Origin of the sequence: Marinobacter daepoensis DSM 16072 (assembly GCF_000421165.1) — a bacterium.
Lineage (GTDB): Bacteria > Pseudomonadota > Gammaproteobacteria > Pseudomonadales > Oleiphilaceae > Marinobacter > Marinobacter daepoensis.
On the sequence record NZ_ATWI01000009.1, the window covers coordinates 46,519 to 60,705 of the forward strand.

10 protein-coding genes are annotated in these 14,187 nt (G+C 52.8%); 6 read left to right on the top strand and 4 right to left on the bottom strand.

What is annotated here, in order from left to right:
• The first annotated feature begins 3 nt into the window (after positions 1-3).
• From asnB to K325_RS0105740, 6 genes are read left to right on the top strand one after another with little or no spacing between them, the layout of a single operon-like run.
• Entirely contained in the window at positions 4-1,941 is a 1,938-nt protein-coding gene (gene asnB / locus K325_RS0105720) for an asparagine synthase (glutamine-hydrolyzing) (RefSeq protein WP_029653308.1), read from the top strand.
• Positions 1,934-3,007: a GNAT family N-acetyltransferase gene (locus K325_RS18555; RefSeq protein WP_156836573.1), complete on the top strand. Its 1,074-nt coding sequence runs from the start codon at positions 1,934-1,936 to the stop codon at positions 3,005-3,007. The genes asnB and K325_RS18555 overlap by 8 nt, the downstream gene beginning before the upstream one ends.
• Positions 2,986-3,867 carry a glycosyltransferase gene (locus K325_RS0105725; protein WP_029653309.1) on the top strand — a complete coding sequence of 294 codons (882 nt, stop codon included), beginning with the start codon at positions 2,986-2,988 and terminating at the stop codon, positions 3,865-3,867. The genes K325_RS18555 and K325_RS0105725 overlap by 22 nt, the downstream gene beginning before the upstream one ends.
• 33 nt (positions 3,868-3,900) lie before the next feature.
• Positions 3,901-4,800: a glycosyltransferase family 2 protein gene (locus tag K325_RS0105730; protein WP_036193133.1), complete on the top strand. Its 900-nt coding sequence runs from the start codon at positions 3,901-3,903 to the stop codon at positions 4,798-4,800.
• Positions 4,797-5,918, top strand: a complete 1,122-nt coding sequence (locus K325_RS0105735; protein WP_029653311.1) for a GNAT family N-acetyltransferase — start codon at positions 4,797-4,799, stop codon at positions 5,916-5,918. Before K325_RS0105730 ends, K325_RS0105735 begins: the two co-directional genes overlap by 4 nt.
• 12 nt (positions 5,919-5,930) lie before the next feature.
• Complete coding sequence (locus K325_RS0105740; RefSeq protein WP_029653312.1) at positions 5,931-7,481, top strand: exosortase/archaeosortase family protein; 1,551 nt, start codon at positions 5,931-5,933, stop codon at positions 7,479-7,481.
• On the opposite strand, the gene K325_RS0105745 is transcribed toward K325_RS0105740, so the two are convergent.
• From K325_RS0105745 to K325_RS0105760, 4 genes are all read right to left on the bottom strand, one after another.
• Positions 7,465-8,499: a glycosyltransferase gene (locus K325_RS0105745; RefSeq protein ID WP_029653313.1), complete on the bottom strand. Its 1,035-nt coding sequence runs from the start codon at positions 8,497-8,499 to the stop codon at positions 7,465-7,467. The two genes, K325_RS0105740 and K325_RS0105745, sit on opposite strands and share 17 nt — an antisense overlap.
• A 69-nt stretch (positions 8,500-8,568) precedes the next feature.
• Positions 8,569-9,249, bottom strand: a complete 681-nt coding sequence (locus K325_RS18785) for a PEP-CTERM sorting domain-containing protein (RefSeq protein WP_029653314.1) — start codon at positions 9,247-9,249, stop codon at positions 8,569-8,571.
• 143 nt (positions 9,250-9,392) lie between these two features.
• On the bottom strand, positions 9,393-11,357 hold the full coding sequence (locus K325_RS0105755) for a PA14 domain-containing protein (RefSeq protein ID WP_029653315.1): 1,965 nt from the start codon (positions 11,355-11,357) through the stop codon (positions 9,393-9,395).
• A 118-nt stretch (positions 11,358-11,475) separates the two neighbouring features.
• A complete protein-coding gene (locus K325_RS0105760; RefSeq protein WP_029653316.1) occupies positions 11,476-14,178 on the bottom strand; it encodes a tetratricopeptide repeat protein in 2,703 nt (900 codons plus the stop codon).
• Positions 14,179-14,187 lie beyond the last annotated feature (9 nt).

Below are 14,187 nucleotides of genomic sequence, written 5' to 3' on the forward strand. Positions count from 1 at the left end.
TCCATGTGTGGCTTTGCAGGATTCGTAAGCAGGGATGTGGGTCGAGCCCCCGAGGAAACCCTTGAGCGTATGGGTGAGGCTATCATTCACCGGGGGCCGGACGATGCCGGTGTTTGGGTAGGGCCCGAGCTGGGTGTTGGCCTGGTACACAGGCGGTTGGCTATTCAGGATTTGTCGCCGGCGGGGGCTCAGCCTATGGCCTCGGCCAGTGGCCGGTTTGTTATTGCCTTCAATGGAGAAATCTATAATTTCAGGCAGCTCAGATCTGAGCTGGAGGGCAATGGCTGTTCGTTCCGTGGGCATTCTGATACCGAGGTGATGCTCAATGCCATAGAGTGCTGGGGGCTGGAGGCTAGCTTGCCTCGATTTTCTGGTATGTTTGCTTTTGCTCTGGTTGATCTCCGGGAAAGAACGTTGGTGCTTGCCCGTGACCGAATGGGCGAAAAGCCGCTTTATTACGGTTGGCAAAACAGCACTCTCATGTTTGGTTCCGAGCTTAAGGCGCTTCGGGCACATCCGGCGTGGCATGGTGGTATAGAGCCGGGGGCGCTCGCTTTGTTGCTAAGGCACAATGTGATACCAGCACCAATCAGTATTCATAAAGGGATTTTCAAGTTACCTCCGGCATCACTGGTTACCTTTTGTCTGGATGAGTCCACGCCGGGCTCGCTACCGGAACCACAGCGTTATTGGCGCCTGGAGGAGTGTTTTAGGGAGGGGCGGGCTCCGGAAAGCTTTGAGGCTGCCAGTGATCAGCTGGAGTCTTTGCTCGGGAGCGTGATTGAAGACCAAATGGTATCGGATGTCCCTTTGGGTGCCTTTCTCTCAGGTGGGATTGACTCCTCCACTGTGGTTGCCCTCATGCAGGCCCGGGCAAACCAGAATGTCAAAACCTTCAGCATTGGGTTTGATGAACCTGGTTTCAACGAAGCTCAGCATGCCGCCGAGGTTGCTAGACATCTAGGTACTGATCATACCGAGCTGTATGTAACGCCTGATGATGCATTGAGCCTGGTGCCTCGGCTACCGGAGCTGTACGACGAGCCTTTCGCAGATTCGTCGCAACTGCCCACATTTCTTGTCAGTCAGATGACCCGGAAACATGTAACGGTTGCGCTGTCGGGGGATGGCGGTGATGAGTTGTTCTGTGGCTACACACGGTATCCTTCGGTTTCTAACCGTTGGCAGGCTCGAAACAGTGCTGGTGGCGTTGCCAGACGCTGCCTGGCCCGGTTACCAGAGGTTCCAACGGCTCAGGCTATCCGGGCGCTGGCGCCTTCTCAGAGGGGGCGATCGACGCTTGCGATTCGTCATCGTCTGAAAGCTGAGCGGGCGCTGGCTTCGGCTTCGGCTTCGGATCTGTCGGAATTTTATCGGCAATCTGTCTCCTTCTGGAATGAGCCAGAATGCTTTCCTCAAGGTGTTCAGGAACCTATGTATGGGCTGAATCAGCCGATGCCCCCTGGTGTTCCGGCGGATGACCTGAAAACGTTGATGTGGCGGGATCTGAATTGGTACCTGCCCGATGACATTCTGGTGAAGGTAGACCGGGCGGCGATGGCCTGCAGCCTGGAAACCCGAATACCGATGTTAAGCCCGGAAGTGGTTTCCTTCGCACTGTCGTTGCCCTTGAGCTATAACCTAAAAGGCGGCGTTGGCAAACAGGTGTTACGTAGCGTGTTATACCGCCATGTTCCACGGTCGCTGGTTGATAGGCCCAAGCAGGGGTTTGCTGTACCCGTCGGGCAATGGTTACGCGGGCCATTGCGCCCTTGGGCGGAGGCTTTATTGCAGCCTTCTGTTTTTGAGAAGCAGGATTATCTGGATCGCTCAATCGTGAATGCCTATTGGCAGGAGCACCTTACAGGGCGGGAAGATTATTCTGCTGAGCTTTGGAGCATTCTGATGTTTCTGGCCTGGCTGGAGCGCACGGGTGGTTGAGATCAAACCCTATGAAGATGCACGCCACCGAGAGCAGGTGTTAAGTTTATTCTCTGATGTCGCTTTCAAGAGTGATATCTGGAATTACCAGTTTCTCGAGAACCCTGGGGCTTCTGAGTATGGGTTTAACCCCGTTATTGCAGAAGAATACGGGCGAGTTGTGGGGTTTAACGGCGTTGTTCCCGTCTCGATTCTTTGGAGTGGACAACCTGCGCGGGCAATGTGGAGCTGTGATTTCAAGGTTGCAGAGGATTATCGGGGGCAAGGTGTCGGGCGGTTGATCAAGGAAGAGTTAGCTCGTCGTTCTTCGCTATTTATGTCGTTTGGTATTAGCCCGGTTGCAGCTATTGTGCTTAAAAAAATGGGCTGGCACTCAAGCAACGATCTGCATTTTCTCAGGAAAATCAAGAAACCTCGTACGGGCCGCGATTGCGCACTCATGATTCTCCAACTGGCGACCCAGCTGTTCAACCCGACTGTGCGGCCAGCAGTTATGGTTCCTTCTATATCATCTTGCCTGCCACCGGGGGAGGACATTGATCAGCTGTGGTCTAGTGTGGCAAAGGGATATGGAAAAACGGTGGTCAGGGATGCTTCCTATCTGAAGTGGCGTTATCAGCAACACCCTTTTGCTTCATATCAGTTTGTCAGCCTGAGAGATTCGAACGGACAATTACAAGCACTGGGTGTAGTTCGGGCTGAGTGTAACCAGGTTCGCTGGGTGGATTATCTTGGCCCTGCTCAGGGGCCAGCGCTCAAGGGCGCTATGGTCAAGGCAATTTTATCTGGCTGGGCGGATGCCGCGTCATATTCTGTGATGACCTCTGATCGAGAGATTAAACAGGCAATGAAGGCTTACGGATTCTACCAGGGTAGGGAGCAGCCACGTTTTTATGTTTGGGCATCTCCGGAGCAGTTTTCCTCCCAGGACTGTGAACATTGCGCCAGCGATTGGTTTGTTATGGGAGGCGACTCCGATGGTGAGTTGTTGCAGTCTGCCCGGGAAACCTGGAATGAAAGAATCAAAGACAAGGAAGACGGCGAATGTCGGTTAAAAAACCTCTGATTAGTATTATCACGCCCACGTTTAACAGGGCTGAGTTCATTGTTGAAGCGGTTGAAAGTGTGATGGCGCAAAGCTATCCACACTTTGAGTTCCTGATTGTCGATGATGGGTCTACTGACAATACCGTTGAGTTGTTGCAGCCGTTTCTTGAAGACAATCGGGTTCGTCTTTTTCAGCAGGAAAACCAGGGGCAAAGTGTAGCTAGAAATGTCGCTCTGGCCGAGTCTTCGGGGGACTTTATCTGTTTCCTGGACTCTGACAATTACTGGCCCTTGGATAAGCTGGAAAACCAACTCCGTCTGTTCGATGAGCATCCGGGAGTAGACATACTGTATGGCGACAACGTGATCATCGATGAGCATGGGAAAGAGGTCAGCCGAAAGAATATGACCAGATATTCCGGAAAAATTGCCGCGTGCATGATCAGGGACAACTGCGTGGCAATGAATACCACGATGGCAAGACGGCGTTGTTTTGACGAAATGGGAGGAATGAGTGGGAAGCGTCGGGTTGCGGATGACTATGATCTGTGGCTGAGATTTTCGGCAAAGTATGAATTTCGTTATGAGCCCGAATACTGGGCTTGGTACCGCGTAATGGACGACCAGATTTCGTCGGATAAGACGCGCCGTTTTCAGGTAAATGAAAACATCATTCGAGATTTCCGTAGAGACTATCCAGAGGCATTGAGTTCAAAGGAGTTTGATCAGGGTTTTGCGTATTTTTACGTCCGTAAGGGCCGTTATCTTGGATCAGTTGGAGAGAAAAGGGCCGGCCTCGGGGAAATCATGAGAGCACTCAGGTATGCTCCAACGGAGTTTAATGTCTGGCGTGCATTCTTGGCCGTGACATTAAAATAACGATGATGATCGGGGCAGGGAAGTAGAACCGTCATGTCTTCAAATCCTCTTGTGTCTGTTGTTACCCCTACCTTTAACCGGGCTGATTATTTGCCCGTTGCTGTGGAAAGCGTACTGGCGCAGTCTATGGCCGATTTTGAGCTGATTGTAGTGGATGACGGCTCCACCGATGGTACCGAAGAGCTTATGCAGCGTTACCTCAGCGACCCCCGTGTAAAGTATTTTTATCAGGAAAATCAGGGGCAAAGTGTTGCCCGAAACCGGGGTATTGATGAGGCGCGGGGCCAATACATCTGTTTTCTGGATTCCGATAACGCCTGGGTGGAAACCAAGCTCGAAGTGTCACTCAGGGCGTTCAATGAAAACCATCATGCCGATATTGTTTACGGGGACTACATCGCAATTGACGCTGCTGGAAAAGAGCTAGGTGTTAACCGGATGAAGCGTTATTCCGGTCATATTACCCCCCAGCTTCTTAGAGATAACTTTGTAAGTATGAACACCACGATGACCAGGAAGCGCTGCTTTGCCGAGATGGGAGGGTTCGACAAGGCAGATCGGTTGGCTGAGGATTACGGGCTGTGGCTGCGCTTTTCTACTCGTTATCAGTTCCTCTATGTGCCGGAGGTTCTTGGATACTATCGGGTAATGGAGGATCAGATATCCTCCGATAAAGATAAACGGTTTTGGGCAAATGAGCAGCTCATAAGAGGTTTTCTTAAAGCGTTTCCCGGGGCTGTGGCCAGAAATGAAGCACGGCGGGGGCTAAGTTATTTCCATGTCCGTAAGGGGCGGTATGAACTTTCGGTTGGCCGGAGTGTCCCAGCGTTGAAGCATCTGCTCTGTTCTGTGGCACTCGACCCGTTCTGGAGGGGCCCTTGGTGGTTTGCCGGTAAGGTCATTTTGTCGCCGGTTTTTGGGAGGCGAGGGTGAGTTACACCGTCCGCAGGATGACTGAAGCCGAGTTTTTCTCGTTGCAGGTGCGCTGGGATACATTGCTGGGGCAGAGTAACGCAGATCCACTGTTTATGAGTTGGGCCTGGCAGGTTTCCTGGTGGGAAACCTGGGGGAAAGCGCTCAGTCTTGAATTGCTGCTTTTGGCGGTGACCGACGGTGAGGATAATCTGGTTGGTATTGCCCCGTTTTACCTGAGTGCTGTCAGGACACCTCTGGGTTGGAGTGTTCGTCGCGTACACGTCGTTGGTAATGCCTGGAAATTGGGTCCTACTGTGCGTACTGAGTACGTTGGAATGATTGTGGATCGCCGGAGTCAGCAGGCCGTTCTGGAGGCATTAGCCAGGTATCTGGGTGAGCTGGACTGGGATGAAATGATTTTTGCTGACGCTTCTGCCAGGTCGATGATGATGGTGGAGTCCGGCATATGTAGTAAGTTGGGGATGTCCCGGCTGGTCAGGAGTGAATCGGAAGGCGTGGTTGTGCCTGTGAATGGTGCCTTTCAGGATTGGTTGGCTCGCTTGGGTAAAAACACCCGTCTTAAGGTATACAACCGTCGATCTTTGTTCCAGAGCGCGTTGAATGGAACTTATGAAGACTGTCAGAATCCTGGTGAATTTCTGGCTTGGCTGAACCACTTTCATGGGCAACGCTGGGGTAAGCCGTGCTTTGACGAGCATGCTTTGCGGTTTCACAAGGCTTTTCTGTCGCGTCTTGGGGGGGGGCAAAGTGCTGGGCTTTCGGTACTGAAGTCCGGGGGTGAAGTTGTCTCTGTACTTTACGATATTCGTGCGGGTAACCGAATTTATAATCTCCAGGCTGGCTTTGCCGAAGGCCTCCACGGCAAGGTATCTCTCGGTACTTTACACTTGGGTTACGCCATTGAGCAGGCATTTAATCGGCCGGATGTTCTCAGTTACGATCTGTTAGCGGGTTCCGGCAAGAATACTTTCTACAAAGACCATTTCAAAGGGGAGCGTGTGGCCTTTACCACTGTGGAGTATGTGCGCTCCCCAGTCCTTAAGTTTGCCTACGGTGCGAAAGGGTGCTTGCCGCCAAGTTTAGTGTCATCAATTAATCGTTTTTTTCGTCTTTGAGCAGGTGATGTCATGACTAGGGAAGGGATGCCTTCGAAAGCTTTGATGGTTCGCCTCTGGCCATTTCTGGTGGTTCTGGGGTTATTGGTCTTGGTGACCTATCCAACATGGGAAGGTATTGTTCTACGCTGGTTTAAACTTGATGAGTCATACTCTCATGGGTTTCTGCTGGTTGCGGTGGCCCTGTTTATAACGGCGCGGGTATCACGGCAGCACCCAGTTACACCTGGCTTTGCCCCGTTATGGGTAATTCCATTTATTATTTGTCTTGCGGTTTACTGGGTTGGCGGGCTCATACGGCTCCAGGCTCTTCAGCATCTGGTTCTTGTTCCTTTGATGTTTAGTGCGTGCGTCACGTTGATGGGGTGGAGGCAGGCAAAGTGGTTTCTAATACCGCCCGGGCTCGTGTTTCTGACACTTCCCGTCTGGGACTTTCTGGCCTGGACGCTCCAGTTAATCACCGTAGCCATTAATAAGTTTCTTTTGGGGTTCTTCAGTATCGACTTTGAGGTAGAAGGGGTTTTTGTTTACCTCATTGGCGTAGGAACGTTTGAGGTCGCTCATGGGTGTTCCGGGCTCCGTTACTTACTGGTAGGGCAGGCTTTGGTTCTGATTTATGGTGAGTTGTACCTGTCCCGATGGCGTTCGCGCCTTACGCTTTTCTTTCTGGGTGTTGCCTTTGCCTTGGTCGCAAACTGGATTCGCGTGTTTGTGATCATCTACATGGGCTATGAGACCAACATGCAGTCCAGTCTGATTGAGGATCACGATAACTTTGGTTGGTGGGTTTTTGCAGGAACCTTGGTGCCACTTTATTTTCTGGCCCGTAAGCTTGAAAAACGCGATGATGATATCGTTTCTGGAGAAACGGTAAGCGCTTCCCCAGAGCAATCGATAGGGGGCAATGCAACATTGGCCGTAGCATTGATTGTTGTGTTAGGGCTTGGGGCCTGGATCTCGCTCCCGGAGCAGCGTTCATTGGTATCCGTGAAGCCGGAGATCTATGCGCTAGATGCCAGTGAGCAATTCGCCCCCATTTTCAAACCGGGGCTTGAAGGGTGGAGGCCGATCATCCGCCATCCTGACCGTGTCTATGCTCAAACAATGTTTGACCGCCAACAGGCGAGAGACGGCAGTGGAGTGAGTACAACCTATTACTTGGGGGCATTCACCTATGAGTTTCAGCGGCCGAGAGCGGAGCTGATCCAATACAGTAACCGGTTGTATGATGCTGATTATTGGATCCCGGAGAACTTTTTTGATGTTGAGAATGAGCTGGGTATACAGGTGCAGGGGGTCACGTTAAAGCACCGGGTTTCGGGACAGCGTGTCCATTTAGGTTACAGTTATTTGGTTCAAGGGCAATGGGAAACGGATCAGTGGCGTGCGAAACTTGCTCAGATTTCGGGGTTTTTTAGTGGCCGTGATGATGCTTCGCTGCTGATTTCAGGTGTTGCATGTGATGCGTGTGACGTGCCCATCACCTTGGGTCGCTTTGTAGAGGCAACCTTCCCCCTGGTTCTGAAGCAGATAGATCGTGAGGTCCTTAAGAAAGGTGGTTGAGTTGCTCTTGCAGCCGAAGAAGAAACTCGCGGTGGTTGTTTAAGTACCACTCTGAAGAGGCTTGTGCCTTTTGTGTCAGAGTCTTTATATTCAGTTCTAAAGCTGACGATACCGTTTGTTCAAGGTCTTGCTGGGAAATGAGGTAGCGGGTACCGAGTCTGTAGCTCAGTTGTGTTTTGACGGGTACGAGGAGCCCCCGGTCTTCCTGAATCAACTCATTCATAGGGGGGGCATCGGTCGTGATGGTAATGCAGCCGTGAGCAAGGGCTTCGGCCACTACCTGTCCGTAGCCCTCTACTTCTGAAGGGAGTAGGGCAAAGCCAGCCCGCTGCCATAGAGCTTCCAGTTCAGAATCTTCGAGATTACGCTTGATAACGATATTGGGAAAATGCTCTTGTGGCAGCTCATGGTGCTGAGAGACGACCACGAGTTTTGGCCACTCAGGGTGTTTTTTCCAACAGGCAATGACTGTATCGGTTCCTTTGAACTGGCTGTTGCCGGCGACATGCAGAAATAAACCATAGTCTTTTTTCTCTGTCGGCTCGTCTTGAGGGGGTTCTCCACCGGTGAAACCCAGGTATGCCGACGTGGGATGGAGTGCTGAGAAGATGGGGATGGCGTGCCGGGTTTTGCAGAGAACGCGATCTACGAAGGCGAGGTAAGGAAGCCGGGACTCGATAAACCATTCCTGATTAGGGATAAGCCAGTGGCGAGTTCCAGAGGCTAGCTCCGAGGTTCGGATATTCTCAAGATGGATGACCAGGTCTGTGGGATCAGATTTTCTCAGGCGACTGGGTAGCCCTATCCGAAATCGGTAGTACAGTGCTTCCAGAAACCGGGGGGCGTATTGTTTCAGGGCTTTGAATCGATAGTCCGATAATCGGGAACGCCAGCGAGGAGTCGGCGGTAACTTGCGATGGCTGCAATGATGGCCAAGTGCCTGGAGTGCGGTGTCTAAAATGAGGGCATCTTTCTGTAGCCCTCGGCCGCTGCTGGGATAAACGATCAGTACATCCATTTTCTTCCTGAACTGTAAAAATAAACCCTGCATATGCAGGGTTTATTCAGATTAGCACAGAGGTCAGTGTCAGGCTTTTTTACGGCCTTTCATTCTAACTGCAATGCCGGCAAGGCCGAGGCCAAGCAATGCGAGAGTGCCGGGCTCCGGAACTTTTGTTGCACGAACTGCGATAACCATATCATCGTGGTTGTCATCACCAACGTAGCCGTCGTCAAAGCTGATCAGGAAATAGTCTTCGCTGACGTAAAACAGGTTGAAGTTGGTGCTGGAGTTTGGTTTGTTGACATCCAGGAACTGGCTGCCGTTGCTGGCATCGTTGTTAACGGTAACGCCGCTACCGTTGATGAAACTGAAATCCAGCAAGCTGTTGAGTCCACCACTGAAAACCGCACTGAACTGGTCGTCAGGGGTGCTCTGGGTGTCAAATACCAGTTGGTTGCCCCAGTAGAACTGGTTGTTGTCGTTCGCTTGCTTGCCCAAATAGGTAAAAGTGAGCCTGAACGCATCAGTCGTTGTTGAGATGAGATTGTGACCGAACATTACAGAATCGCCTACACTATAGAGTGGGGCATCTGCGGTCCAGGTACCACTAATCCGTGTTGCATAGTCGTTATCGCCGGGCACGGTTTGCTCAGCAGGAGCGCCAGGGGCATTTCCGTTGGCAACTGCATCGATATAGGCTGCCTGAGCTACGCCTGCGAAACCTACGGCGGCAACCAGCGCTAGGCTTTGAGTTAGTTTTTTCATTTAAGTCACTCCTCCGGTGAGCGGTCTTTATTTTACGTCGATTATATTAAAGCAGGCATCGTGCCAACTTTTAACTCCATGAAAAATAAGTGGTTTTGTTTGTCGGTCCGGAGGCGTTGTAAAATAATTCGACAAACGTTCTGTTATTCAATCCTGTGTTCAACTGGGTCAGAAGGCTCGCTACTCAGTCCGTTGATGTCTATAACCTGAATGGTAAAGTACCATGATCCGGTCATAAGGCCGGTTACCGTGGTAGAGGTTGTGCCTGCAGGCACTTCCAGAACTTCTGTCAGGTCGTTCGCATCTTGCCCGTAGTTGATTCGGTATCGGTCGATCTCACTCAGTGAGATACTGCTACCGTCCACCCGGGTGCCGGGAGGGGTCCAGGATAAGCTGACACTTCCTCTGTCACCGCCTGATCCGTCGGGGAGGCTGGTGATTGGTGAGTCAGGTTCTGCAACGGTTTCGAGCGTATAGGGGTGTAAGCCGGACTGGTACGCTTCCAGGACCGTTACGCCGCTGCTATTGAGCACGAGGTTTGCCGTGGGCTGCATCAGAGGGAGCCCATATCGCAGCTTGTATAGGTCGTCTATCCCATCACTTAGTGAACTGTTAGCGTAGTCACTGTCCAGCGACAGGTGCTGGATAGCTTCCGAAGTAACGAGTGTTTCTCCGGTTATGGAATCCAGGATGTCCAGCTTGGCGGTGGCGCCCCACCCAAATTCAAAGTATTCCATGGTGATCGCAACCGGAGTTCCAGCCTCAAGGTCGGCTGAGGCTGAATAACTGCTGGGGGACTGGTTCTTCCATTGGTTGATCAGCACGGTGTTATCTACAAGAAGTCTGACCCCATCGTCCGTAGTTGTTGAGAACGTATATTCCCGTGAGCCGCTGGCATGGGGTGGGGTAAACCAACCCTGCCATCGAACGCTGAACCGGTCCTTAGGAATCTCTGACGAGGGGCTGCCGTTGCCCCAGTTAAAGTCGATCTGGGCATCCCGTTGGCTGTAAATAAAGTTGTCAAATTCGGTTCCGGTAAAATACTGACCTACAAAACCGGAGGCGTAAATTTCCTGGGGCTCCGGAAAGTCGTTCCGATCTGTTGGGTCAGTCCCAGCTTCGTACTCTTGGAGCATGGTGTAGCCGTCATCATCTGGGTCCGCATTGGCATCGCCCGGGTTAGTGGGGTCAAGGCCGTAGGCGAACTCATAGCCGTCCGGCAGACCGTCATTGTCGGTATCGTCTGTTTCCGGGTTTGTACGAGCCCAGAATTCATCCAGTGCCGTTAATAAATCATTGTCACTGTCGGAGGCCGCGTCGCCAGGGTTTGACGGGTCCAGACCGTAGACGATTTCCCAATTGTCGTAGAGTTTGTCCCCATCCACATCCAGTGGGGGATAGGTACTGCTGAATGAGAGCCCCTGTTCGGCGTCGAAGAAGCCAATCCGGTACCCGAGGTGGTAGGCCTCTTCGGATGTCAGTTCAGGTGTTGTGCCGGTGGCTTGCGTAGCCCAGCTATGAAGCGCATTTCCTCCGATCACCCGGCGCGAAAAGCCAGGGCCAGACCAAGCTACAGTGAAATGATCGTCCCATCCGCCCTCCTTGTGTCGGAGTTCGAAGTAGTATCTTTTACCGGCTTCCAGGTACTGTACCCCCGATGTTTGTGAGGCGTAGCGGGTAAAGTTGTCAAGCGGAGTCGACATGGTAGCGGCGATCTGAATAGCGCCTTCGGGGCTTTCGGAGTCGGACAACAGGAATAAGGTCTGGTCATCCCCGCTGATCTGGAAGGTGTATTCGCCTGTTTGCGGTGGCTCAATAAAGCCTCGAATCAGAGTGCCATAGTTATTCGCACGGCTGTTGGCTTGGCGAAGCTCAGTAAGCTCTGTGATTTCATCGGGGGAATCGGGGTATTTGTCGGCATCCAGCAGATTTTGAACATAGTTACCGGATATCCCATCAAAATACCAGGCGTCTACTTTTCCTGATTCGCTGGTTTCCGGGATTGCCGCTGTAGGTGGTAATTCTTCGATATCCTCAAACTGCCAGCTTTGGCAACCACTGATAAGAATTGCCAGAGCGCTCAAGCTTAGTACTTTGACAGCAGCCATAACCCACCTTCCTTGCGTCGAATACAGTATATGAAGTATTGGCGCAGTGGGTCGTGGCTGCCACTTGCAATTAGGAACGTTTCGTTATGTCCCCTAATCCGTTATAGCGTGAGTACCTTTAGTTGTTTGACGTGGGGTTGAACTTGTCCATGATATGCCTTGCTGAATCTGTGCGGCCATTAGCTCTGTAAGCCTCCGCCAGATGCATGGCAATTTCCTGTGATTCAGGCGCCAGGGCATGGGCTTTCTCAAGCACGGATAGGCTCTCTTCGTGCTTGCCTGACTCAAACAGAATCCAGCCGTAGGTGTCGGCAATGGCGGCATTGTCCGGCACCAGTTCGTAGGCGCGTTTGGCCAGATCTGCGGCTTCGTCGTTGCCGGCCTCGTAGTACAGCCAGGCCAAGTTGTTCAGCGCCAGGGCATTGTCCGGCGTCAGTTCCAGGAGTTGTTGGTAGTGTTCCTTCGCTGGTCCTGTCTGGCCAGACTGCTGAAGCTGGAGTGCCAGGTTAAGCAGGATAGGTGGGTTGTTGGGGAACTGGATATTGGCTTGCTGCAATGCCTCCACCGCACTCTGGGTCCGGCCGGAGTTTGAAAGCGCGCGGGCGTGAGCCACGGCCAGATCTGGCGTGGGGCGCTTTGAGAGCGCCAACTGGAAAAGCTCTGCGGCTTGCTGATGTTCTCCCTGATTTTCGTAGTAGCTGGCTTCAACCTGATAGGGGGCCGGTGAATCCGGATGATGCTGCTTTGCATCCTGCAGGGCGTTTCTCGCCGCGGTGGCATTGCCGTTATTGAATTCAATGGCGGCGACTTTCAGGGCAATGGCTTCGTTCTTTGGAAACAAGACGCGGCCCCGTCCAAGGATTTCAAGAGCGCGTTCATTGTTGCCGCGCTGGGCCATCTGGGTGGCGATACCTTCATAAACTGCTGCAACCATGGGCTCGGATACCGACGCCTCATTCTCACGCTCCCTTTCCATCAGTTGGGCCGTCAGTTCGTCGGTATCTGCTGTGTTGTTATTGATCAGCGCCGATTCCAGCAGAATCAGCTTCGGGCCGTTTGCCTCAGGATGGTTAGAGCGAACCTCTTTCATCAAGACGTTTAGTTCGTCCCGCTTCATGATCGAAGCGATGGCCTGAATGGCCGGCAGGTTATCAGGGTCTGTTTCAATAGCCTGCTGATAGTAAGTCGTGGCTTGGTCCACTTGTTTCAGGTCCTGGGCAAGGGTGCCCAGGGCGACGAGAGGAGCGGCCTCTGTCGGATGCTGGTTGTGGGCCTGCTCAAAGTAACGTTGTGCCTGCTGGTGGTCGGCCAGGCTGCTGGACAGCTTCCCCCGGGCGATCAATACAGCCATGCTGTCCGGATCGCTTTCCAGCCAGGCGTCCAGAGTTGCGGTTGCCGCCGAGGTATCGCCCGAGAGGGCCTGAGCCTGCGATATCAGAATGGTTGCCTGAAGGCCTTCCGGGGTACTTTCCGGAATCTGCCTTGCCTGCTTGACGGCATTTGCGAAATCCCGGGTTTGTGTCAGGTAGCCGGCATAGCGCAACCTCAGGTTGTGGTTGTCCGGGGTCAGCTCCAGCGACTTTTCGAGAAGCTGGCGTCCACTCTTGTCATCGCCGGAAGCCAGGGTTGCAATACCAACCAGTGCTAGCGTTTGCGGGTCGGTTTCCTTTCCTTCCAGATCTTCAAGGAGTGACTTGGCACCAGCCGGGTCTTGCATGGAAATTCGGGTCGCTGCCAGCAGCTTTCTGATTTCATCGGAGTTTTCCATGCTTGCCAATGGCTCAAGCAGCTTTTCCGCTTCTTCAGACCGGCCCTGGCGAAAACGGATAACCCCCAGCATTAGTGCACTTTGCTGGTGGTTTGGCGCCTGGTTCAGCACTTCCTGAAGATACCGTGCCGCGGTGTCCAGATCGCCATCGCTATAGGCTGACGAGGCCGCTTCAAGATTGCTCTTGATGGTGCCGGGGCCAGATTTGGCCAGAATTTCTTCGTAGACAAACGCTTCGGCAGATTTGCCTTGTTCCCGCAAAACGGTGATGAGTGCGGAAATGGTCTGGTATTTCCTGAACGTCATGACGTCAAACTGGCCAATGGTTTCCAGAGCCCGTATGTAGGCCTGCTCGGCGTCGGCCCATTGCTTCTGGCTGTGGGAAAACTGGGCTTTCCAGAGCCAGACCTCTTCGTGTTCTGCATCAATTTCAATCGCGCTGTCGAGGTACTTTCTGGCGGTTTCAAAATCCCCCAGCGCTGTGGCAACCCGAGACAGGCCCACCATGGCCACAACATTGTTGCTGTGCTTGTCAAAAGCGGAGCGGTACGCGGCCTCGGCTTTATCGAATTCACCGCTGGCAAGCCAGGCACGGCCCCGAAGGTTATCGGCTTCACGCTGTTGGTCCGCGGACAAGGAGGACATCTGGTCGAGGGGTTCGAGCGCCTCCTGGTTTTTGCCCTGCAGAATTCTGGCTTTCGCACGAATCAGGAGTGCCTGATTCCGTTCTGTCTGGCTTAGTTCTTCAATGCTGGTGTTTTCAAGAAGTTCATCGAGTTGACGCTCGGCATTGGCGGCATCGCCTGCAGTCAGCAGGTTGTTGATAATGACGAAGTAGGGCGCCGGACGGGCGGGTTGCAGATCAAGGGCGCTTCTTGCTTCGATCGTGCTGGCCTTGAGTTCGCCCTGGCGCTGGAAAAAGCGAGCCTGGTCGACATGGCTGATGTACTGGATGTCTTCCTGCGACATATCCGGTTCGCTGTCGCATCCGGTCAGGGTTAATGCAATAGCCGCGGACAGCAGTGAAACTCGCGCGATGGTTTTGATCTTCATACCCTGTTC

Bases quoted from the DNA above. Each gene is read 5' to 3' on its own strand.
- asnB (WP_029653308.1), top strand. From the start codon at position 4: ATGTGTGGCTTTGCAGGATTCGTAAGCAGGGATGTGGGTCGAGCCCCC.
- K325_RS0105725 (WP_029653309.1), top strand. From the start codon at position 2,986: ATGTCGGTTAAAAAACCTCTGATTAGTATTATCACGCCCACGTTTAAC.
- K325_RS0105730 (WP_036193133.1), top strand. From the start codon at position 3,901: ATGTCTTCAAATCCTCTTGTGTCTGTTGTTACCCCTACCTTTAACCGG.
- K325_RS0105740 (WP_029653312.1), top strand. From the start codon at position 5,931: ATGACTAGGGAAGGGATGCCTTCGAAAGCTTTGATGGTTCGCCTCTGG.
- K325_RS0105745 (WP_029653313.1), bottom strand. From the start codon at position 8,499: ATGGATGTACTGATCGTTTATCCCAGCAGCGGCCGAGGGCTACAGAAA.
- K325_RS18785 (WP_029653314.1), bottom strand. From the start codon at position 9,249: ATGAAAAAACTAACTCAAAGCCTAGCGCTGGTTGCCGCCGTAGGTTTC.
- K325_RS0105755 (WP_029653315.1), bottom strand. From the start codon at position 11,357: ATGGCTGCTGTCAAAGTACTAAGCTTGAGCGCTCTGGCAATTCTTATC.
- K325_RS0105760 (WP_029653316.1), bottom strand. From the start codon at position 14,178: ATGAAGATCAAAACCATCGCGCGAGTTTCACTGCTGTCCGCGGCTATT.